The organism is Helicobacter suis, assembly GCF_902196135.1.
Classification (GTDB): Bacteria; Campylobacterota; Campylobacteria; order Campylobacterales; family Helicobacteraceae; genus Helicobacter; species Helicobacter suis_A.
The window spans coordinates 1-20241 of record NZ_CABIKE010000009.1 but is presented as its reverse complement, the minus strand read 5'-3'; the positions used below and the strand labels follow the sequence as shown (position 1 = coordinate 20241).

Sequence of the window (20241 nt, the reverse complement as noted above, 5' to 3'; positions counted from 1 at the left end):
GTAAATGTATCAAATCCACCCTTCTAAAGTCTTGATATCTGCATAGCTAGTCATGTTAAGCGTGATGGGGGTGATAGAAACATAGTTTTGTTCAATGGCTTTAAAATCATTCAAGATCACTTGATCGCGCTCTTCCCAGTATAAAGAATTAGGCCCTAACCAACAATATTGCCTGCCCTTTGGATCTTGTTTAGAATGGATATTGTTTTTATAAAGCCGCATTCCTTTTTGGGTGATTTTAATCCCCTTGCACTCTGTGGGCTGTATGTAGGGGATATTCACATTGAGAAATTTACGCCCTTTAAAAGGAAAACCTTGCGTGAGATAAAGGTGTAAAAGTTTACAAGCTATCTGTTTGGCTAGACTAAAATCATGGGCTGCAAAATGTTTATAATCTTTGATGTACTGCGAAATTGCAATGGAGGGGATATTATGAATTGTGCCCTCAATGGCTCCGGCTACTGTACCTGAATACAGTACATCCTCGCCCATGTTAGAGCCATGGTTAATCCCTGAGATAACTAAATCAAAGGGGCGTTTGCTCAAAAAGAGGGCTAAACAAACGCAATCGCTAGGTGTGCCATCATCTACCCGGTAATACTGCGGGCCTATTTGTTCCATGCGTAAAGGCAACATAGTGGTGATTCCATGCCCGCAGGCAGATTTTTCATTTTTAGGGGCAACTACCATCACTTCTGCCACTTCTTCTAAGGCATCTTTTAACGCTAAAAGCCCCCTAGCTTCATACCCATCATCGTTAGTGAGTAAAACAAGAGGTTTCATGCTAGGCTCTCTAAAAGGGTTTGTAAATGCAAGGCTAGTAGGGGGGGAAGAGTATTAAGGGTGGTTTTTAATTCTGTTTGTAAAGTTTGAAGATAATCTTGTGCCCCTTTAAGGCCTAATAAATTGACATAGTTATTTTTAAAAGTATCTAGTTGGGTGCTTTTACCTGATTCCTCAGGGCTTTTTGTGCGATCAATGATGTCATCGCGTACCTGAAAGAATAACCCAAGTTTAAGCCCAAAATTAAAAAGAGTGGTGGGTAAATTAGCAGGGGTGCGGGCATATTTTCTAGCAATAAGCGCGCCCATTTTAAGACTAGCGGCAATGAGTTTAGCCGTTTTTAAGGTGTGTAGTGTTTCTAGCTGTTCTCTTACAAGGGGTTTATGCTCAAAATAACAATCTATAGCCTGACCTAACACCATGCCAAAAACCCCGCCACAATGGGCTAAAGTGCTGATTAAAGAGATTTTTAATGCACTTGGCAATCTTGCACTAGAGAGGAGTTCAAAGGCATAGGTATTTAGCCCATCGCCTACTAAAGTTGCTACTGTTACACCATAGCTTACATGTAAAGTAGGGTGGTAGCGGCGTAAGGGTGCATTATCCATACAAGGTAAATCGTCATGGATGAGTGAATAGGTGTGTAAAACTTCTAAGGCTAGAGCTATGGGGAAAGCATTTTTAATCATCAGATGAGAACGCATAAAAGAACTAAGCACCGCTAAAAGCAACTTAGGTCTAAAACGCTTCCCCCCATTTAAAAGCATTTCCCAAAAGGCTTGTTCAAAAGTAGGGTGGAAACTCTTTAGTTTAGGTTTTGCATGTTTTAAATACACCTCAAAGTCTTGGCAAAGGTTTTCATAAGCGCGTAATTTAGAGGCGGACATAGAACTCAAAACCCTTTCTTAAAATCAACATTTCAATCCGCCCTTGCATGTAGGCATGGCTAAAAGCTTGGCGCAAAGCCCGTAGTTTCTGGGTGAAATTAGCGCTAGAGGAGGCAATGGGCTTGCGGTTGATCCAAAGGATTTGATCGCCAAGGTGTAAATTTCTAAGGGCTTGTGGTCTGTTTTTGTGTAGAGCCGTGATCACAAAATGCGCGTTGATTTTAATAAAACGCTCTAAAAAACTATCGGGGAGTAAAAAACCCCCATAGCGTTTATCTACCCGCACGGTTAGGGTTTGTAATTGCCCTTTGCGGCGAATTTGGACACTAATTACCCGTTTAAAAGGGAGATTACTCACTAGCCACTCAAAATGGCCGGTGCTAGTGATAGGCTGGTTGTTGATTTTTGTGATCACATCTTTTTCTAAAAAAGGATTGTTAGTAAAAAAGGGATCTACACTCTCTACCATAACTCCCCCCTGCTCTTTTACCCGCACGCCAATATCTCCATAGTAAGGGCTATTTTGGGATAAAAAGCGTTTGATATAGCGACTCTCTATGAAAGCATTTTCTTTATTTCCTACCCCTATTCCATAAATTTGATAGCAGATATTACTCACCACCGCATTAGCTGGCATGGGAGCAGAAAATCTAGCATAGATTAAAAAACCCCGTTGGCGCGCTAGAATACTCCCGGGTCGTGCGTCATGGCTTCCTATACTAGCCAGTGGGTGTTTATAAGCCTGCTCATCAATATCTAGGAGGTTATAGGCAAATTTAGTGGGAGGGACTTTAATGAGATAAAAACCAACAAAGGGATCGGCTTTAAGGATTTTAACCCCTTTGGGTACACTGCCATGTACAAAGGCTACCTGTTTTCCCTCCCAAAATAAAGACACGCTACCCGGGCGACTGGCTAGATCGTAGTATTTTTGGCAATGGGAAAAATCATAGGCATAAAGAAAGCTAGCCCATAAGAGTAAGAAAAAATACTTACTTAGCAAAGGGGTTTAAACCACCTAGCATACCAAAAGTTGCGTTTTTACGCCCCTCTTCCATGTTTTTATACGCCTCATTAATCGCACTCATCAGATAGATTTGCAAGGCTTCTTTATCCTCTAAGAGGCTATCATCAATTTGAATATCTAAGAGTTCACCCGCTCCATTGAGTTTAACTTTTACAAGCCCTCCCCCGCTTTTGGCGCTAAATTCTGTGTTTTTGTTCTTTTCCTCTAAGTCTTTAATCTGTTCTTGTAAACTGGAGAGAAGTCCGCCAAATTGGCTAAAATCTAACATGGATTTTCCTTAGGGATATTGTTAGCCCCGAGAAACACAATATGGGGCTTGTGGGTGTTAAGGCGCTCAAAAGGGATAGAAATATAGGCAATGATAATCACTAAATCCTCTATCTGAACCAAACGGCTAGCCGCTCCATTGATACAAACTTCATAATCCTTTTCCCCCACAATCACATAGGTACTAAAACGCGCCCCATTATTGACATTGAGTACATCTACTTTCATCCAAGGGGCTAATTTAGCTAACTCCACCAAGCGCTTACCAATGGTGATAGATCCTTGGTAGTTAAGATTAGCATCTGTAACCACAGCGCGGTGGATCTTGCTATACAAAACTTCTACCATCCCTTTCCTTAAGATGTTGGGGTGGTTTTCTTGCGAATCTTGCGCGAAAGAGGGGTGGATACAACTTGGATATTTTGGTTACGCAAGATAACCTTAGCACTCCCCCCCTCTTTGAGTTCGCCAAATAAAATCGCATCGCTAAGCGGGACTTTGATATGTGTATGCACTAATTTTTCCACCACCCGCGCACCCAATGGGTCTTTTAAACATAAATTGGCCAAGTGCGTGATAGCCTGTTTTTCTAAAGATAAACTAACATTTCTAGGGGTTAAAAGCGCCTCTAATTTTTTGCATTCTTTTTGCACAATGCTTTCTAAATTCTCTAAACTAAGGGGTTTAAAGGTTAAAATGGCATCTAATCTGGAGCGTAGCTCCGGACTGAGTAACTCTTTAAGAGCTTTTTGGTATTTATGGGTGTGATCTTCTAAAAAGCCCATTTGCCCTAATGCATCACTGCCTGCGTTGGAAGTTAAAATTAAAATAGCGTGGCTAAAATCTCCCTTTTTACCGCTATTATCCGTAAGGCTAGCATTATCTGTAATCTGTAAGAGTAAATCATAAATATTGGGGTGGGCTTTTTCAATTTCATCAAGCAAAAGCACACAACGGGGGTGTTTTCTAATCGCATTGATCAAAAGCCCGCCCTGCTCAAAGCCCACATAACCTGAAGGTGCGCCAATGAGTTTAGAAATGCTATGGGCTTCTTTATATTCGCTCATATCAAAGCGCTCTAAATGCAAATGCATGTGTTTGGCTAAGACTTTGGCCAACTCTGTTTTACCCACCCCACTAGGCCCTACAAATAAAAAACTAGCCACAGGTTTTTTTGTAGCAATTAGGCCAGAGGCATGGATTTTAATAGCGCTGACTAGTTTAGAAATGGCTATCTCTTGGGCAAAGACTTCTTTTTTAAGCTGTTCTTCTAGATTTTTCAAATGGTTTTTCTTCTCAAAACTGATATGAGATTTTGGGATGTCAATTTTAAAAGAAAGCACATTTTCAATATCATTTTTAGAGATAGTGGGGGTATTACTACCCGGGGCATAAATCTTTTTAAAAGAGCCTGCCATGTCCATTAGATCAATTGCCTTATCCGGAAGAAAATTCTCATGCAAATAACGCACAGAAAGATCCACACATGCCTTTAGTGCCTCTTTGGTGTAGTGTACCTTGTGGTGTTTTTCATAATGGCTAGAGAGATCGTCTAAAATAGCATAGCAATCTTGTTTAGAAGGCTCTAAAATATCAATCTTGCTAAAACGGCGGCAAAAGGCTTTGTCTTTTTCAAACACCGCTCTAAACTCATCAAAGGTAGTGGCCCCGATGCAACTCAAACTCCCATCAGCTAGCATGGGTTTTAAAATATTAGCCCCGTCTAACGATCCAGCACTAGATGCCCCAGAGCCTAAAACCGTGTGGATTTCATCAATGAAAAGAATATTTTTGGGGTTTTTTTGCAATTCTTTTAGGGTTTTTTTGAGTCGTTTTTCAAATTCCCCGCGGTATTTTGTCCCCGCTACCATACCGCTTAAATCTAGCGCATAGATACGATAATCGTATAAAAATTTAGGCACATCGCGCTCTACTATTTTAAGGGCTAATCCTTCAGCAATGGCGGTTTTTCCCACACCCGGTTCACCCACCAATAAAGGGTTATTTTTCTTACGCCGACCCAAGACCTCAATTACTTTTTGGATTTCAGCATCGCGATGCGATACCGGATCAATGGCGTGATCTGCGGCTAAAGCGTTTAAATTTCTAGCGAATTTTTTAAGTGCAGAGGTTTTTTCTTTAGAAAAGGCAAGGGGGGGTTGTTCTAAAATCTTAGGGCCATCTACCCCGTAGGATTTAATAATATCGGTGGCATAACATGGGATTTTTTCTACCATGAGCCAGAGCAAATCCTGTACATCTAAAACCTTATAGGGCATTTCTTTAGCATAACGGCTTAGACTCTGGAAGAGTTTAGCAAGTTGTTCATCATTAGTTGGAATCTTGCCATGGCCTTCTAAAGCATTTTCATAGGTAGAAACATGCTCAACTAGGTAATTTTGGGCTAACTGCTTGGCCTCTGTGATGTCAATGTCTAAATGCCTTAAAAACCCCTGTATCTCTTTATCATTGAGCATGATAAAAAGGACATGTTCGGGGGTGATGTAGCGGTGAGATAGCTTAGTAGCCAAAGCCAAAGCAGCATTCAGGAGACGATTTAGTCTAGTTGTAATGGGTGGCATTACTTAGCCACCAAAACAGGAATAGGCGAGTTATCAATAAAACTATTCTGATGCGATCCAAAAAGTTTATAAAACATAGAAGACTCGCTAGCTCCAATTACTAAGAGATCAAAGCCAGGGGCCATCTCCAACACCACATCTACCGGGTTACCCATTTTTAAAACCGCTTCACAGGCAATTTGTTGTTGGGTAAAGAGTTGTGTAAATTCCTCAATGAGTTTACTAGACTGCTCATTGGCTACGACCTCTGTTTGGCTATAATTCATGATTCCACTCTCCGGATAAATTAACACCTCTGGACTTACATGCACTAGCGTAAAGTGCACGCCCTTGATTCTAGAAAATAATCTAATCGCCGCATCCACACCACTTCTACACTCCTGTGTATCGCTAATTCCAAAAAGCACTCTAAGCATGGCCAATCCTTACAGCATTTTATGCGCGCTAATTATAAAAAAGTTAAACTTAAAAGTATCGTTATTGGAGTTCGTGGTTTATAATAATGCCTACACCACTGCAAGGATTAAGTCATGTACCGTTCTATTTTTGTGAGCGCAACTAATACAGGAGTGGGAAAGACAACCTTAGCTAAGCAAATGGCTAAACTTTATAATGAAAAAGGGATTAAAACACTTTTAGCAAAGCCTATTGAAAGTGGCGTGCAACAAGGAGATTTAGGGGATGCAGGCTTGTTTTTAGAGGAAAATCTCCATGTAGATGAAAATCTCCGCATGGAAGATATTAGTTTTTACCGCTATGTTTTACCGGCTAGTCCTTTTGTGGCTGCGCGCTTTGAGCCACACCTCCCACCCATTGATTTTAAACAAATTGAGAAAAAATTAAAAGCCTTGCAAGAGCGTTGTGATCTTTTAATTGTTGAGGGAGTGGGGGGGTTATTAGTGCCCTTAGATGAAAAAGTTAAAATTATTGATTTAGCCCTCACCTTGCGATCTAAGATTTTGCTCATTAGCCCAAGTAAATTAGGCATGATCAATGATTTATTGCTCAACCAACACTATCTTAGCACCCATAAATTAGATTATCAAATCACTATTAACATGCCAGATGCTCGTTCTTATTACCAAACCAGTAAGCCCTATATTGATTATCTAAATTCCACTCTTAAAGACCCTATTTTAATTTTTCAAGAACAAACTTCTCTTTTACTTGATAAGCTTTTAGAGTCCTAAAAGGTTTTTCTATTTATCAAAAATGTAGCTAAAGTGATTATAATAAAACCCTATTTTTTAATAAGGAGTATCCATGTTTGTTTTAAGAGATTTGCCCTATAGCAAAGATAGCATGGGAGATTTTTTAAGCCCTGTGGCTTTTGATTTCCACCATGGCAAACACCATCAAGGTTATGTCAACAATCTTAATAACCTCACTAAAGAGGGGGAATTTAAAGATAGCGATCTCTTTAGCATCATTAATAAGGCTAGCGGAGGTGTTTTTAACAATGCCGCCCAAATCTATAACCACGATTTTTACTGGGATTGCTTGAGCCCTAAAGCCACAGAAATGACAGATGAACTTAAAAGCGCCTTAGAACACGATTATGGTTCTTTAGAAGCCTTTAAAGAAGCCTTTATTAAAAGCGCGACAACTCTTTTTGGCTCTGGTTGGAACTGGGCGGTTTATAACCCCACTAATGGCAAAGTTGAAATTGTGCAAACCAGCAACGCCCACACCCCTCTAACAGATAAAAAAGTCCCACTTCTAGTAGTAGATGTATGGGAACATGCCTACTATATTGATCACAAAAATGCCCGCCCTGTTTATCTGGATAAATTCTACCACCATGTTAACTGGGCTTTTGTTTCTCAGTGTTTAGAATGGGCTAAAAAAGAGGGCATGGGTTCTGTAGACTACTACATTAACCAAATTGTGCATAAGAAAGCCTAGTGATGCACGATCCGCTCATCATCGGCTCTAAAACCTTTTCCTCTCGCCTTATTGTGGGCAGTGGCAAGTATAAAGACTTTGCCACCACTAAAGAGGCCACTTTAGCTAGCGGGGCAGAAATGCTAACCGTTGCGGTTAGACGGGTTAATATCACCGATTCAAGTAGCGAAAATCTCCTAGATACTTTCAAAGACACCAACATTAGCTTTTTGCCCAATTCAGCCGGTTGCTACAGCGCTAAAGAGGCGCTTGCCCTCTTTCGCCTTGTTAAAGAAGCCACAGGCATCACCTTTATTAAGCTTGAAATCATTGGCGATGAAAGAACGCTCTATCCTGATGTGGTAGAAACTTTAAGCGCCTGTGAAACTTTAGCCAAAGAGGGTTTTTGTGTGCTAGCCTATACCAATGATGATCCAATTATGGCTAAAAAACTAGAGGAGGCCGGTGCTAGCGCGATCATGCCTTTAGCCTCGCCTATTGGGAGTGGTCTTGGGATTCAAAACCGCTATAACATCGGTTTTATTAAAGAGGCCGTGAGCGTACCTGTTATTGTTGATGCGGGGGTAGGCTGTGCCTCAGATGCTAGCATTGCTATGGAACTTGGAGCCGATGGGGTACTGACTAACTCAGCTATTGCACTAGCCCAAAATCCGGTTTTAATGGCTGAGAGCATGAAATATGCTGTACTGGCTGGGCGTAAAAGTTATTTAGCCGGTCGTATCCCTAAAAAAGCTTACGCTAGCCCTAGTTCTCCTGTTTTTGGTTTAGCTAAGCTTTGAAAGATACTCTCTTTAGCAGCGCCCTACCTAAGCGTTTTGAATTTGATGCGGAGGTGGCCTCTGTCTTTGATGACATGTTGGAGCGCTCTATCCCCTACTATGAAGAAACCCTTAAACTAGCCAGCCACTTTGTAGCCCAAGATTTAAACGGAATTGTTTATGATTTAGGTTGTGCTACGGGTAATTTTTTAGCCACCCTCGCTCCCAAAGTAGATCCACAAACCCCCTTAGTGGGTGTAGACAACGCACAGGCCATGCTTAAAAAGGCTCAAGAAAAATGCGCACATTTTTGCATTTCTTGGCGCTGTGAGGATATTTTGCAGACAAATTTAAAGGAAGCAGGGGCTATAGCGCTACTCTACACTTTGCAATTTATTAGACCACTACAGCGCCAGAGCTTAATGAGCCGTGTTTTTGAAAACCTCAAACCCGGGGGTGTAGTTATCGTGGCCGAAAAGATGATGAGTTTGGATCGCATTTTAGATAAACAGATGATCGCCCTCTACTATCTTTATAAACAAGCTCAGGGTTATAGCCTCAATGAAATTAGTTTTAAGCGCGAAGCTTTAGAAAATGTACTTGTACCTTACAGTTTACAAGAAAATATAGCCTTGCTGGAACAAGCCGGCTTTAAAACCGTAGAGGTGCTGTTTAAATGGGTTAATTTTGGACTCTTAATTGCGCGCAAAATCTAATTAGTGATAAAAATCTTTCAAACTACCAAGGGGTATATTTTTCTTACATTTTTTCCACCACCACGCAATCAGACCCTAGTAAGCTAATGCGTAGTTTGGATTACTCATAAGAGCTTTAACCTTGTTTTGACAAAGTTGTAATTTTTCTTTCAGTGGAATTTTTAAGATAAAAGATGTATCTCTTTGAGGAAAAAATGCGGGGCTAGGTGGTGGAAATAGCAGGTACAGAAACATACACTTCACCATATTTTTTTGTGCCCACTACCTTCATTAGTTTAAGCCACTCACTCCAAAACCACCCCCTAACCTTTAATCTATACGGATCAATAACTTTTTTAGATAACTCAAATAATCTAAGTGAGCGGGCGGTCTCTCTGGCTTAGTGATATTACACTTGGTGGGGATATAAACCTTTTGGTAGACTATGCGGGGGGTGCAAGCGGTGAGTAACAAGGTTAGGGTAAGGGTTAGGGGTTTTTTAAGTTGTTTTATTGTACTATAACTCTGGTAGCCCACTCGGGGGTAATTCCCTTTGCACTGGTGCAAGCCTACCCGGCTAGATGAAAGAGTGGATAATGCTAGCACTTTTAATTTGCATTTGTAGATAGTTATCTTTGATCGGTAACCCCGTAACCAACAACTTATCATCATCTCTTGTAACTAGTAAGTAAGTTACATTCTTATCCCCGTCTTTTTTAAACGCTTTGATATACTCTTGCTTAGGCGGGTCTTTAAAGATGAGTTTAATATCTGGATTTTTCAAAGTTAAATACTTTTTAAGTGAGTGTGGGTTATTGTTTACCTGCAGGTTCAAACGCGATTAATCGCCTGCTCGGCCGTTAAAGGTTTGAATAAGATCGGCGTTTCTGATCTTGTCTTGTAAGTATTTCAATCTAGCTTTCGGAATAAAGGTTATAAGCTTTTTATCTGCATCTTGTGTTATGGGTAGTGCAAAAAACTTATCATTCTCATCTATAAATCTTTTAATTAGTTCTGTTCTGTTACCCTTTGTGAGTTTAATATCTGGGCTTTTTAAAGTCGGTTCTACTAAATTTAGATAAGCCAATGTACTTTGGGCATCTTCTTTAGCCTGCAAGTGTTTAATAAAATTCTCTTTATTTTCTACACCCTCTAAACTCTTTAAAAATGCTTTTACATCTAGTTCTTTAGGTACAGGTGTAGCATAGGCGCTTAAATCTAAATTTTTAATAAAGGCCTCTTTATCGGTAATAACTTGATAGGGGCGATCTTGATTTTTAAGGGGTGGGGTGGTAGAAATGTCTTTAGAGTTTAAAGAGGGATTGTTCGGCTCTTTTGTTAAATCATTAACGCGTGCTGTCCTAATGGTTTTCTCTTGTATAGGCTTGCTTCTATCAAAGGCCGTTACTATCCAATAGTTATTGCCTTGCTTATCATAGCCTTTATTAATACCTACGATAAAGCCTTTATGTGTTATGTTGTAGGCGTCTTCTCTGCCTACTCTTTTAACCACATCCCCCTCTCTTACTATTTCCTCCAACCCATTCCCTAACTTCTCAAGTGCACTATTCCCCTCAAACCCTTTAAAATCATCAAGGTGTTTTTCTACAATCTTAGCTAGCCCATGCCCTTTAAGTTTACCGCTCTGATCTCTAATTTCCCCCCACACTAAATCTATATCGCCTAAATCCTTTCTATAAAATGCTCCGGCTACTTGCCCCTCCTTAGTTTCTATGAGTTTAGCAATTGCACCTTTTGGATTGTGGTAAAACTCTTTAAAGTTTTGGCCAAAAGCTGGATTGTGGGGGATTTCTTGATTTTTAAGCGGTACTTTAGTAGCCTTTTGCCTGAGTTGGTTAGGGAACGTCTTAGCCTTAAAAGTCTCAGCGAGTATATTTGGGGCTTTCTCACTAAAAAAAACAAAAGCTAAAGAAATAAAGAAGTATCTAGTGAAAAAGCCACATAAAACCGATATACATTCCACACAGATAGAAGGATTACCCGAATTTACAGGCCACGAGTTCACTACAGAGTCTTATCGTTATTATTTAAAAGAAATGATCAAACGCATATATCCCCAAGCCGCCTCAAATCTCCCGCCAAATCATCCAGCGGTTTTAGACTTTGTTAATAAGACGCAATATCCAGAAATAAGAAAAATGTTAAAAGAAATAGCCAAAAGGGATAAAGACATTTTAGAATTTTTACGCGATATGACAGCTATACATGGAACACTTGAGAGACACTACCCTAAAACCTACACAATCATCTTAAACATCCTAACATCTCAAAATAAATAAGAATGTGGATGTTTATCAAGCCCGCGATTATCTAAACATTAAGTGTGATGCCTCCCCTTTAGTCCTATTTTTAAGTATATTGGGTGTTTTATATAATACTCCCTGCGTTTTTCACAAATATATCTTTCAAGAAAGTTTTTCTCCAGATTTATAGCATTCCCCGCACCTTTACCCATTCACTCCTCATCTCCTGCATTTGTTTTATCTATTAATTTGGCTTTCATGCCAACTGCTGTTGATCCACGCGGCAAATCAAAGAGCACCACCGCATTAGCCCCAATCTTAACATCATCTCCAATCACCACTGCCCCCAAAACCTTAGCCCCCGCCCCCACCACTACACGATTACCCAAAGTTGGGTGGCGTTTGCCTTTATGTTTACCCGTACCACCTAAAGTTACGCCATGATAGATCGTAACATCATTGCCAATTTGTGTGGTTTCGCCAATCACCACACCCATGCCATGATCAATAAAAAGCCCGCGCCCGATTTGTGCCCCCGGGTGGATTTCTATCCCGGTTAAAAAGCGCGCAAATTGCGAGAGTGCACGGGCTAAAAAGTAAAATCGGCGTTTATGAAGGGCGTGGGCTAGGCGATGGGCTAAAAGCGCATGCACGCCCGGATAAAGCAATAAAACCTCCCACTTATTGCGGGCGGCTGGGTCTTGTTGTAAAGCGCGCTCTAAACTATAGCGCAGATCCAGCATCATAAAGTCCAGTTGAAAGGTATTTCTCTCCCCCATCGGGTGCTAGGGCAAGTACTAATTTATCCTTGCCAAGTTGGCGCGCTACTTGCATCCCTGCAAAAATAGCTGCCCCTGAGGAGATTCCTACTAAAATCCCCTCTTTTTCCCCAAAAAGCCTAGCCGTATGTGCTGCATCGCGCTCATCTACAGCAATCACTCCATCTACTACCGCTTTATCATAATTAGCCGGTACAAATCCTACGCCAATACCCTGTATTTTATGGGGGCTGTGTTTACCCCCGCTTAAAATGGGCGATTGTGCGGGTTCTACTGCGATAATTTGGGCAGGGTGGTTTTTCTCTTTAAATTTGCGCCCCACCCCTGCAATCGTGCCTCCTGTGCCCACACCAAAAACCACCGCATCTACTTTAGGTAAATCTTTTAAAATCTCTTCTGCGGTGGTGTTGTAGTGTTTTTGAGGGTTAGCCGGGTTTTCAAATTGCTGTGGGATAAAATAGCCCTCTTGTTTTCCTATTGCTAAAGCCTTATCAATTGCCCCCTTGGTGCCTTGTGATCCGGGCGTTAAAATCAACTCAGCGCCATAAGCCCTAATGAGTTCACGGCGTTCTACACTCATGGTATCTGGCATCACAATCATCACTTTATAACCCTTAAGTAAGCCCATTAAAGCTAGAGCAATGCCTGTATTGCCACTAGTGGGTTCAATAATGGTCATTCCCTTTTTAAGCCGCCCCTCTTTTTCTGCCTGCTCAATCATCCCTAAAGCCGCGCGATCTTTTACACTACCCCCCGGGTTAAATTTTTCTAGCTTAACAAATAAACTAGCCGCACCCGCTTCTAAAAGGTGATTTGTTTTTAAAATGGGTGTATCGCCAATGAGTTCTAAAGCGTTTTGATAAATCATGCAAAATCCTTAAACGGTGGGTAAAGTTTTTAAAAACTCTAGTGCGCCTGGATCGCGGTGATCAAAAAAGGCGCTTTGTTGCTGATCCATCTGCGCGATAGTTTCCATATCCTCAGAGGGGAGGCTGAAATCAAAAATCTGGCTATTTTCAATCATTCTTGCTTTTTTATCCGACTTAAATAAAACCACAATTTCTCTTTGCACTAGCCAGCGTAAGATCACCTGAGCGATACTTTTATTGTGCTTATTTGCGATCTTTTGGAGGGTGGGGTGGTTAAAGATGTTGTTGCGCCCTTCTGCAAAAGGTCCCCAAGCCTGTGGCTGAACTTTATATTTTTGCATGGTTTCTTGGGCCTTAATTTGCTGGTTGAAGGGGTTGATCTCAATTTGATTAATGGCAGGGACTACTTGGGTGAAACTAACTAAATCCGCAAGGCGATCGGGGTAAAAATTACTCACCCCAATGCATTTAAGTTTGCCCTCTTTATAAAGATCTTCAAGGGCGCGGTAAGTCCCGTAATAATCATTAAAGGGTTGGTGAATCAACACTAAATCTAGATAGTCTAATTGCATTTCTCTTAAAGAGCATTCTACAGACGCCTTAGCTTTCTTTTCCCCGGCATTACTAAACCAAACCTTAGTGGTGATAAAAAGCTCCTCACGGGGTACACTGGTTTTTTTAACCGCAGAGCCCACCCCCTTCTCATTTTGATACATCTGTGCGGTGTCAATCAAACGATACCCGCATTCAATGGCTTCTAAAACGGCCTTTTCACAGGCATCATCTGGGATTTGAAACACCCCAAAACCTAAAATAGGGATTTTCACTCCATTGTTTAAAGTTACAAATTCCACTTAATCTCCTTGCTTAAAGAATAAAAGGCGCTTACCTAATAGCACAAAAAAGTTAACTCCGCTCCAAAAATAAATCTTTCTCACTAATACTCTCCCCCTCGCTTAAAATAGCTGCCCTCTCTACTACTGAGAGCAACTCGCGGATATTACCATGCCAAGTGTAATTAAGCAAACACTCCTGCGCACCTTTAGAAAAATGTTTCTGCCCCAAATTATAAACCTGCAGTACTTCTTTAAGTTTCCACTCGGCTAAGGGTAAGATCTCCTCTTTGCGCTCTTTAAGTGGGGGGATATTTAGCGGAATGGTTTGTAGGCGAAAAAAGAGATCCTCGCGAAATTCTTTAGCCGCGATCTTTTCTTGGATATTAGTATTTGTGGCTGCAATAAAGCGCAAATCAACTTTAATAGTTTTATTACTCCCAAGCCGCATCAGCTCTCTTTCTTGAATCACCCGTAAAAGTTTGCTTTGTAGTTTTAAAGGCATTTCACTAATTTCATCTAAAAACACACTCCCCTTATGCGCCATTTCAAATAAACCGGGCTTTGTCGCTGTGGCATCGGTGAAAGCCCCCTTTTCATAGCCAAAAAGCTCGGATTCTAAAAGGTGTTCAGGGATAGCAGCCATATTAATAGCCATAAAAGGCTCTTTAGCGCGTTTAGAATGGGTGTGGATAAAGCGGGCAAAAACTTCCTTACCCACCCCGCTAGGGCCTTGTAAAAACACGCTAGCATCTGTAACTGCTGCTTTTAAAGCTTGTCTTTGCACGGCCTCTAGGGCTTGAGAGGAAGCGATGAAAAATTCTTTAGAAGGCTTTTGTTTGGGTTTATTTTTATGAAACTCTAGTACTCTTTTACTGCGATAGATAGATTCTAAGAGCAGTTCCGGCTTAAAAGGCTTTTGGAAAAAATCTTTCACCCCCAAACGGATAGACTCAATGGCTTTATTAAGGGTAGCATTGCCTGTAATCACAATGGCCTCATAACGCCCCTCCAAATGGCGCAAAAATTCTAGCCCGTCCATTTGGGGCATGTTAATATCTGTAATGATGAGCTCAAAACTCTCATCTAAAGCCTTAAGCGCCTCCTTAGGTCCTTTAAAAGCCACCACCTCCAAATCCTCTTGATCACTAAAAAAGAGCTCTAAACTCTTGCGCATGTTAATATCATCCTCTACGATGGCAATTTTCATGCTATCTCCTTAAATAAACTTCAAGCACTAACAAAGCCCCCTCTAAATGCACATTAGCAGGCGCAATGATGCGCAAAGTGGTGTTATTTTGGTTTTGAAAATGGGTGTTAAATCCGCTACTTTGTACTTGTACCTCTCCTTTATACAAACAATCCACTACCTGATCTTGGTAAGTTTGTAGCAAAATATCTAGTAAAAAGGGTTTTTGTTTGGAGGAGAGTGTAGTCTCTTTAATAGGGATTTCACAGCTAAAACTCTTTTTACTCGCATGTTCTTTTAAAGCCCGGCTAAAACCAAAGCTAGCACGGGTAGCAATTCCATTTTGCACCTGCATGGCATAAGAAATCATAAATTCTTGCCCCAAAAGAGTGTGGCAAAGTAGCATAAAAAGACTACTCCACTTCATTCTCTTTAGGGCAGGTATTAGCATACACCACCCCATCGCCCTCCACGCTTACAAGCTTAACCCCACTTGCATGGCGTCCTGTCTCACGGATACTATCCATTGGCATGCGAATCATCTTTCCATTTTTAGTCAAAAGCATTAAATCTTGCCCCTCATCTACATGCACAATGGCTACTAAATTCCCCGTTTTAGGCGTGAGTTTAGCCCCAATCACGCCTAAACCTCCCCTATTTTGCAGGCGATAAGCCCCTATTAAAGTTTGTTTGCCCATGCCCTTAGAACTAATGGTTAAAAGTTTGTGTTGATCGCTAAGTGCTATGCTAGCCCCAATGACAAAATCCCCCTCTTTTAAGCGCATACCAATCACTCCCATAGCTGTCCGTCCCATATCTCTTACCCCACTAGCCTTAAAGCGAATACACATCCCCTTAGCTGTGGCCATGAATAATTCTTGATTTTCATGCTCAAGTATCTGTGCGGTTACAAGTGCATCGCCTTCTTTTAGCTCAATGGATCGCACCCCTATGCGCACCCGTCCAAAGGCGCTAAGCTGTGTGCGCTTGATCATGCCCTTTTTAGTAAAGAAAACTAAAAATTTATCCGGGCTAAAATCCGGGGTAGAGAGAATGGCACAGATTTTTTCCCCCGGTGCTATATCAATGAGATTAACTAAGGCCTTACCTATGGCATTACGCCCCATTTCAGGGATTTTATAAACTTTAAGCCAGTAAAGTTGCCCTTTATCTGTGATAAAAAGGATAATATCATGGGTGTTAGCGCTAAAGAAAAACTCTATAAAGTCATCTTCATGGGTGTTTCCCGAGATTTTGCCCTTGCCCCCGCGTTTTTGTTGTTCATAGATTTTTAAGGGCATGCGTTTAGCATAGCCCCTATGGCTTAGTGTAACCACCATATCCTCACGGGCGATTAAATCCTCATCGCTTAGCGCTTCATAATCCTCTTCAATCTGGGTTTTACGCGGGCTGCTAAATTTTTCTTTGATCTCTAATAATTCCTCTTTGATGAGGTTGTTAAGTTTGTCGGCATGCTCTAAAATGGCCTGTAATTCTTGAATGATCGCCTGAAGTTCGGCATGTTCTTTAGAGATTTTTTCTTGCTCTAATCCGGTTAATCTTTGCAAGCGCATTTCTAAAATCGCCTTGCTTTGTTCTTGACTTAGTTGGTGGGCTTGAATTAATGCCTCTTGAGCGCTATGTGTATCGCTACTTTTTTTAATCAGATCAATTATAGCTTCGCTATTTTTCAGCGCAACTAATAACCCCTCTAAAATGTGGATACGGGCTTTGGCTTTTTCTAATTCATAAATTGTGCGGCGAATCACAATAGTTTTACGGTGCATTAAAAAGAGTTTGAGCAACTCAAGCAAATTAAAGATACGGGGCTCTTTATTGTGGATAGCCAGTAAAATAATGCTAAAAGTGCTTTCCATGCCACTAGATTTATATAGTTGGTTAAGCACAATCTGGGCGTTGGCTTCTCTTTTTAGATCAATAACAACCCTAATCCCTTCTCGATCGGATTCATCGCGTACCTCAGAAATCCCCTCTACAATTTTATCGCGCGCTAGTTCGCTAATCTGTTCTACAAGTTTAGCCTTGTTGGTTTGGTAGGGGACTTCCTCAATGATGATACTCTCGTGCCCCTCTATTCTTTCTAAACGGGTTTTAGCCCGCACGCGGATACGCCCCCGCCCGCTACTATAAGCCTCTAAAATGCCCTGTTTGCCATAAATGATTCCGCCTGTAGGAAAATCTGGACCGGGTATTAAATCTAAAATATCACTCAAGCTAGCTTGCGGGTTTTCTAGCACAAAAATAAGAGCCTCTATAATTTCATCTAAGCGGTGGGGAGGAATAGAGGTGGCCATGCCTACAGCAATTCCGCTTGAGCCATTGATGAGTAAATTAGGTAGGCGACTAGGTAAAACATCGGGTTCTTTTAGGGTGTTATCATAATTGTCGTTAAAATCTACCGTGTCTTTATCAATATCTCTTAAAAGTTCCTCACTTGGAGTTGCCATGCGTGCCTCTGTATAGCGCATTGCGGCCGCATTATCCCCATCAATAGAGCCAAAATTACCCTGTCCATCTACTAAAGGCAAACGCATAGAAAAATCTTGTGCCATGCGCACTAAAGCCTCATAGACTGCACTATCGCCATGGGGGTGGTATTTACCGATGACATCGCCTACAATACGCGCACTTTTTTTATAAGGCACGCGTGCCCCTAAGCCTAATTCGTGCATGGCATAAAGGATACGCCGGTGTACGGGTTTTAACCCATCGCGTGCATCTGGCAGGGCACGCCCTACAATGACGCTCATGGAGTAATCTAAATAACTGGCTTTTAACGATTCCTCAATGACAATTTCTTTCACTTCCATAGCAACCTCTCTAAAAAATAAAATACCCCACCCAAACCCCCACCAAAAACAGCAAACACACAAATTGCGCTGCTGAGCCCATGTCTTTGGCTTTTTTGGCTAATGGGTGTTTTTGCGTACCTGTAAAATCCACCGCGTTTTCAATCGCGCTATTAAGAAGCTCTACAATCACAGAGAGTACCCCGGGCAGAATTAAGAGTACAAACTGGATAAAAGAATGTGCGCAAAAAAAAGCCCCTAATAGGCTAATCCCGCACAAAAACACCACTTGTCTAAAAGCAGGCTCTTCGCTAAAGGCAGCCTTTAATCCATCTTTGGAGTATAGCCATGCCAGCAAGAGGCGCTTCATGGCAACACTTTAATAGAAAAATGCGGGAGATAATCTAATAAATTTTTGCCATGGATGAAATCTAGCAAAGGTATAAAAGGAGCGTTTTTATTCACTAATTCAAAGCTTACATGATCGCGTTTGTTTTGTGCAAAGGCTAGTAATTGGTTAGAAAGTTCTTGTGCTGCTTGTGCTTCACCTTGTAAGCCGGCTACTAATAGCCCAACTAGCACAGTGCCCCTAAAAGAGCGCACAACTTCCTCTAGGGCTTTATTGTAGGCTTGCGCGTCAAAATGGGAGGTGTGTATATCCCCTGTTTTTTGTAAAAGAGGGTAAAGAACAGAGCGAAAATCTTTAGAATAGGTTTTAACCCCTAATTTTTCAACGAGGATTGTTACATTTTGTGTTTGGGCTTGAGAACCTAAAAGATTTTTAAGATTTAAGGGTTTATCCCCGTCCTTTAAACGGGCATCTAATAGCAGATTATAAGAAATTTGTTGCCCTTTTAAATGGCAGGTGTTATGCTCTACAAGCGTGTCTTGTAGGCTTAAATCTAATAAACAACCCGCACTTGTTGGCATCCATGTTTTAGTAGCATAGAGCTTGGGGATGTCTAATTTAAATTGTAAGGCATTTGTTTTAACCTCAGCTAGAGTTAGAAAAATTGCCCCCGTTTGGCCATGAATACCCGCACTCTCACAGACAATATTTTTAAAACCCTTGCAAGTAAAGGGCATTGCGTGTATATGCTTGGCTAAATTGTTTAAACTTTCCTCTAATTTATGTTTAATATCACTGCTTAATTTTAAACCCACTCCAAATAGCAAAACCGCTAACAACCCCCCCACTCCTAGTAAAATAACGACAATCTTTTTAGACATTTAAAAAGCAATATCCAATTCAATACTACCGATATTATGGTTTCTGCTCTGATCTCTAAAAGTTTTACTTAGATCGATCGCACTAAAGCAAAAACGCATGCCCTTATAGAGCAAAGCCACTCCCACCTGCGCGTTATAGAGAAAATAGGGTAATTGCGTGATGCCTCTGGTTTGTGCATCATTGCCTTGTACAAACACATCTAAGGGCTGGAATTGCCCCATAGCCCCTACAAAGACATAAAAAGCTAAGCGGTTACTATAAGGCTCACCTCCGGGAAAACCGCTATGGATTTCATTAGGGCCAAAATCAGCCTCTAAGTTATAACCCATGCGCAAAGTAGCCCCTAAGTTAAAATTAGTCAAGGCATTACCCAAACTAAAACTAGCTGCGGGCAACATGTCAATACTAAAATAACGGCTTTTATAAAAATCAAGTTTTTGAATCCAAGTGTAGTTAAATTCAAAGATAAATTCGTTTTTAATTTGGGTATTCCAGCCCAAAAACTTAGGATCATGCCCCCAAGTGTGGATAAGATTTTGCGTAGGGCCTGCTAAAGAGGCAGGACCAACCATGCCAATAGAAAAACTGGTGTGTTCTAAAGCATGCGCGCTTCTTTGGAAAATACCAAAATTAAGCCGCAACCAACCCCCATAGAGGTGATCGCCTTTAACTATATTTGTGAGTAAGCGGTGGGCAAGCGTGGGGGTGTACATGTCTTGGGTGAGATAGATATTAAAGCGAGTCATGCGATTTTTTTTACCCTGCAGGCTTACAAAGCGTGCCCAAGACATGGCAGATTTGCGCTTAAAATAGCTATATTCTTTACTCACCCAGCCAATACGCGTACCTGCCGTGTAGTAACGATCAATGTAGGGGTTGATATAGCCATCATCTTCAGTTACTAACTGGATATATTGCTTATGATAGGGGGTTAAATCCATAGCCCTAAGAGAGCAAAGCAACATACAAAAAAGAGGGGCGTGTGATTTCATCGCTGGCATTATAGCCAAAAAATCAAAGCACGGGCTTAGATAGGGGATTTGATTTAGATAAAAATCCTTGTTGAGTTAGCAAATTTGTTTTGTAATCAAAAGAGTAGGCTAAAAAATGGCTACAAGAGAGTTCTTAGGCAAAAGCCTTAAAATTGCAACAAAAACTGCCAAATACAACGCCTCCTAAAATCTAAAAACACCACCCGCGTTAAAAAGCTAGGGAGGGTTTTTAAATAAATTTAGAGATTTGGGGATTTATTGAAAGGTTTATAGACCTAAGATTTTTCTATGCTTGATACTTCCCTGCGCTTAAAGCAGGGTTTAGTACAAATCCTCTAACGCAATGATCGGCTTAGCTTAAGCTTGCAGG

General features: G+C 41.1%; 23 protein-coding genes. 5 read left to right on the top strand and 18 right to left on the bottom strand.

Annotated features, from left to right (window positions below):
• Positions 1-9: 9 nt before the first annotated feature.
• The 7 genes from surE to G6Q06_RS05860 are packed head-to-tail and all read right to left on the bottom strand — an operon-like array spanning position 10 to position 5962.
• Positions 10-783 (bottom strand): 5'/3'-nucleotidase SurE, encoded by a 774-nt coding sequence (gene surE / locus G6Q06_RS05890; RefSeq protein WP_163533967.1) that lies wholly within the window; start codon positions 781-783, stop codon positions 10-12.
• Positions 780-1670 (bottom strand): polyprenyl synthetase family protein, encoded by an 891-nt coding sequence (locus tag G6Q06_RS05885; protein ID WP_163566008.1) that lies wholly within the window; start codon positions 1668-1670, stop codon positions 780-782. The genes surE and G6Q06_RS05885 overlap by 4 nt, the downstream gene beginning before the upstream one ends.
• Positions 1657-2673: a DUF7488 domain-containing protein gene (locus tag G6Q06_RS05880; protein ID WP_205435941.1), complete on the bottom strand. Its 1017-nt coding sequence runs from the start codon at positions 2671-2673 to the stop codon at positions 1657-1659. The genes G6Q06_RS05885 and G6Q06_RS05880 overlap by 14 nt, the downstream gene beginning before the upstream one ends.
• Entirely contained in the window at positions 2663-2965 is a 303-nt protein-coding gene (locus G6Q06_RS05875) for a YbaB/EbfC family nucleoid-associated protein (RefSeq protein ID WP_163535335.1), read from the bottom strand. The genes G6Q06_RS05880 and G6Q06_RS05875 overlap by 11 nt, the downstream gene beginning before the upstream one ends.
• A complete protein-coding gene (panD, locus tag G6Q06_RS05870; RefSeq protein WP_205426758.1) occupies positions 2959-3312 on the bottom strand; it encodes an aspartate 1-decarboxylase in 354 nt (117 codons plus the stop codon). The genes G6Q06_RS05875 and panD overlap by 7 nt, the downstream gene beginning before the upstream one ends.
• An 8-nt stretch (positions 3313-3320) precedes the next feature.
• Entirely contained in the window at positions 3321-5546 is a 2226-nt protein-coding gene (locus G6Q06_RS05865) for an AAA family ATPase (protein WP_163566007.1), read from the bottom strand.
• On the bottom strand, positions 5546-5962 hold the full coding sequence (locus G6Q06_RS05860; RefSeq protein WP_040499074.1) for a universal stress protein: 417 nt from the start codon (positions 5960-5962) through the stop codon (positions 5546-5548). Before G6Q06_RS05860 ends, G6Q06_RS05865 begins: the two co-directional genes overlap by 1 nt.
• Before the next feature lie 114 nt (positions 5963-6076).
• Here G6Q06_RS05860 and bioD point away from each other — a divergent pair, with 114 nt between their 5' ends.
• From bioD to cmoA, 4 genes are all read left to right on the top strand, one after another.
• Positions 6077-6736 carry a dethiobiotin synthase gene (gene bioD, locus G6Q06_RS05855; protein WP_163566006.1) on the top strand — a complete coding sequence of 220 codons (660 nt, stop codon included), beginning with the start codon at positions 6077-6079 and terminating at the stop codon, positions 6734-6736.
• Positions 6737-6809: 73 nt separating this feature from the next.
• Complete coding sequence (sodB, locus tag G6Q06_RS05850) at positions 6810-7451, top strand: superoxide dismutase [Fe] (RefSeq protein WP_163566005.1); 642 nt, start codon at positions 6810-6812, stop codon at positions 7449-7451.
• Positions 7452-7453: 2 nt separating this feature from the next.
• The gene (locus tag G6Q06_RS05845) at positions 7454-8230 is read left to right on the top strand and encodes a thiazole synthase (protein ID WP_163566004.1); all 777 of its coding nucleotides are present in this window, start codon (positions 7454-7456) and stop codon (positions 8228-8230) included.
• A complete protein-coding gene (gene cmoA, locus G6Q06_RS05840) occupies positions 8227-8925 on the top strand; it encodes a carboxy-S-adenosyl-L-methionine synthase CmoA (RefSeq protein WP_163533961.1) in 699 nt (232 codons plus the stop codon). The genes G6Q06_RS05845 and cmoA overlap by 4 nt, the downstream gene beginning before the upstream one ends.
• Before the next feature lie 556 nt (positions 8926-9481).
• Here cmoA and G6Q06_RS05835 read toward each other — a convergent pair.
• Positions 9482-9688, bottom strand: coding sequence for a hypothetical protein (locus G6Q06_RS05835; RefSeq protein WP_240329281.1), 207 nt, complete (start codon positions 9686-9688; stop codon positions 9482-9484).
• 57 nt (positions 9689-9745) lie between these two features.
• Positions 9746-10888 carry a hypothetical protein gene (locus G6Q06_RS05830; RefSeq protein ID WP_163566003.1) on the bottom strand — a complete coding sequence of 381 codons (1143 nt, stop codon included), beginning with the start codon at positions 10886-10888 and terminating at the stop codon, positions 9746-9748.
• Here G6Q06_RS05830 and G6Q06_RS05825 point away from each other — a divergent pair.
• Positions 10854-11204 carry a hypothetical protein gene (locus G6Q06_RS05825; protein WP_163534765.1) on the top strand — a complete coding sequence of 117 codons (351 nt, stop codon included), beginning with the start codon at positions 10854-10856 and terminating at the stop codon, positions 11202-11204. The genes G6Q06_RS05830 and G6Q06_RS05825 overlap by 35 nt on opposite strands.
• A gap of 176 nt (positions 11205-11380) precedes the next feature.
• On the opposite strand, the gene epsC is transcribed toward G6Q06_RS05825, so the two are convergent.
• Genes epsC through G6Q06_RS05780 form a run of 9 tightly spaced genes read right to left on the bottom strand, consistent with a single transcriptional unit; the run spans position 11381 to position 19880 of the window.
• Positions 11381-11911 (bottom strand): serine O-acetyltransferase EpsC, encoded by a 531-nt coding sequence (gene epsC / locus G6Q06_RS05820; RefSeq protein WP_205426757.1) that lies wholly within the window; start codon positions 11909-11911, stop codon positions 11381-11383.
• Entirely contained in the window at positions 11892-12815 is a 924-nt protein-coding gene (cysK, locus tag G6Q06_RS05815) for a cysteine synthase A (protein WP_163566002.1), read from the bottom strand. The genes epsC and cysK overlap by 20 nt, the downstream gene beginning before the upstream one ends.
• 9 nt (positions 12816-12824) lie before the next feature.
• Positions 12825-13670, bottom strand: a complete 846-nt coding sequence (locus tag G6Q06_RS05810; protein WP_163564132.1) for an aldo/keto reductase — start codon at positions 13668-13670, stop codon at positions 12825-12827.
• Positions 13671-13722: 52 nt separating this feature from the next.
• Positions 13723-14859 (bottom strand): sigma-54-dependent transcriptional regulator, encoded by a 1137-nt coding sequence (locus G6Q06_RS05805; protein WP_163534743.1) that lies wholly within the window; start codon positions 14857-14859, stop codon positions 13723-13725.
• Between the two features lies 1 nt (position 14860).
• Entirely contained in the window at positions 14861-15265 is a 405-nt protein-coding gene (locus G6Q06_RS05800) for a hypothetical protein (RefSeq protein WP_163566001.1), read from the bottom strand.
• Complete coding sequence (gene gyrA, locus G6Q06_RS05795) at positions 15252-17669, bottom strand: DNA gyrase subunit A (RefSeq protein WP_205435939.1); 2418 nt, start codon at positions 17667-17669, stop codon at positions 15252-15254. The genes G6Q06_RS05800 and gyrA overlap by 14 nt, the downstream gene beginning before the upstream one ends.
• A 10-nt stretch (positions 17670-17679) precedes the next feature.
• The gene (locus G6Q06_RS05790; RefSeq protein WP_163533951.1) at positions 17680-18018 is read right to left on the bottom strand and encodes a diacylglycerol kinase; all 339 of its coding nucleotides are present in this window, start codon (positions 18016-18018) and stop codon (positions 17680-17682) included.
• Positions 18015-18878, bottom strand: a complete 864-nt coding sequence (locus tag G6Q06_RS05785; protein WP_163565999.1) for a hypothetical protein — start codon at positions 18876-18878, stop codon at positions 18015-18017. Before G6Q06_RS05785 ends, G6Q06_RS05790 begins: the two co-directional genes overlap by 4 nt.
• Positions 18879-19880 (bottom strand): lipid A deacylase LpxR family protein, encoded by a 1002-nt coding sequence (locus G6Q06_RS05780; protein WP_240329280.1) that lies wholly within the window; start codon positions 19878-19880, stop codon positions 18879-18881. It lies immediately after the preceding gene.
• Positions 19881-20241: the final 361 nt, after the last annotated feature.

What these genes read in the sequence shown, in the direction of transcription:
- G6Q06_RS05780 (WP_240329280.1), bottom strand. Translation starts at nt 19,880, where the DNA reads ATGCCAGCGATGAAATCACACGCCCCTCTTTTTTGTATGTTGCTTTGC.
- bioD (WP_163566006.1), top strand. Translation starts at nt 6,077, where the DNA reads ATGTACCGTTCTATTTTTGTGAGCGCAACTAATACAGGAGTGGGAAAG.
- G6Q06_RS05805 (WP_163534743.1), bottom strand. Translation starts at nt 14,859, where the DNA reads ATGAAAATTGCCATCGTAGAGGATGATATTAACATGCGCAAGAGTTTA.
- G6Q06_RS05800 (WP_163566001.1), bottom strand. Translation starts at nt 15,265, where the DNA reads ATGAAGTGGAGTAGTCTTTTTATGCTACTTTGCCACACTCTTTTGGGG.
- cysK (WP_163566002.1), bottom strand. Translation starts at nt 12,815, where the DNA reads ATGATTTATCAAAACGCTTTAGAACTCATTGGCGATACACCCATTTTA.
- G6Q06_RS05885 (WP_163566008.1), bottom strand. Translation starts at nt 1,670, where the DNA reads ATGTCCGCCTCTAAATTACGCGCTTATGAAAACCTTTGCCAAGACTTT.
- gyrA (WP_205435939.1), bottom strand. Translation starts at nt 17,669, where the DNA reads ATGGAAGTGAAAGAAATTGTCATTGAGGAATCGTTAAAAGCCAGTTAT.
- G6Q06_RS05875 (WP_163535335.1), bottom strand. Translation starts at nt 2,965, where the DNA reads ATGTTAGATTTTAGCCAATTTGGCGGACTTCTCTCCAGTTTACAAGAA.
- G6Q06_RS05790 (WP_163533951.1), bottom strand. Translation starts at nt 18,018, where the DNA reads ATGAAGCGCCTCTTGCTGGCATGGCTATACTCCAAAGATGGATTAAAG.
- G6Q06_RS05785 (WP_163565999.1), bottom strand. Translation starts at nt 18,878, where the DNA reads ATGTCTAAAAAGATTGTCGTTATTTTACTAGGAGTGGGGGGGTTGTTA.
- sodB (WP_163566005.1), top strand. Translation starts at nt 6,810, where the DNA reads ATGTTTGTTTTAAGAGATTTGCCCTATAGCAAAGATAGCATGGGAGAT.
- epsC (WP_205426757.1), bottom strand. Translation starts at nt 11,911, where the DNA reads ATGCTGGATCTGCGCTATAGTTTAGAGCGCGCTTTACAACAAGACCCA.
- panD (WP_205426758.1), bottom strand. Translation starts at nt 3,312, where the DNA reads ATGGTAGAAGTTTTGTATAGCAAGATCCACCGCGCTGTGGTTACAGAT.
- G6Q06_RS05865 (WP_163566007.1), bottom strand. Translation starts at nt 5,546, where the DNA reads ATGCCACCCATTACAACTAGACTAAATCGTCTCCTGAATGCTGCTTTG.
- G6Q06_RS05845 (WP_163566004.1), top strand. Translation starts at nt 7,454, where the DNA reads ATGCACGATCCGCTCATCATCGGCTCTAAAACCTTTTCCTCTCGCCTT.
- G6Q06_RS05860 (WP_040499074.1), bottom strand. Translation starts at nt 5,962, where the DNA reads ATGCTTAGAGTGCTTTTTGGAATTAGCGATACACAGGAGTGTAGAAGT.
- surE (WP_163533967.1), bottom strand. Translation starts at nt 783, where the DNA reads ATGAAACCTCTTGTTTTACTCACTAACGATGATGGGTATGAAGCTAGG.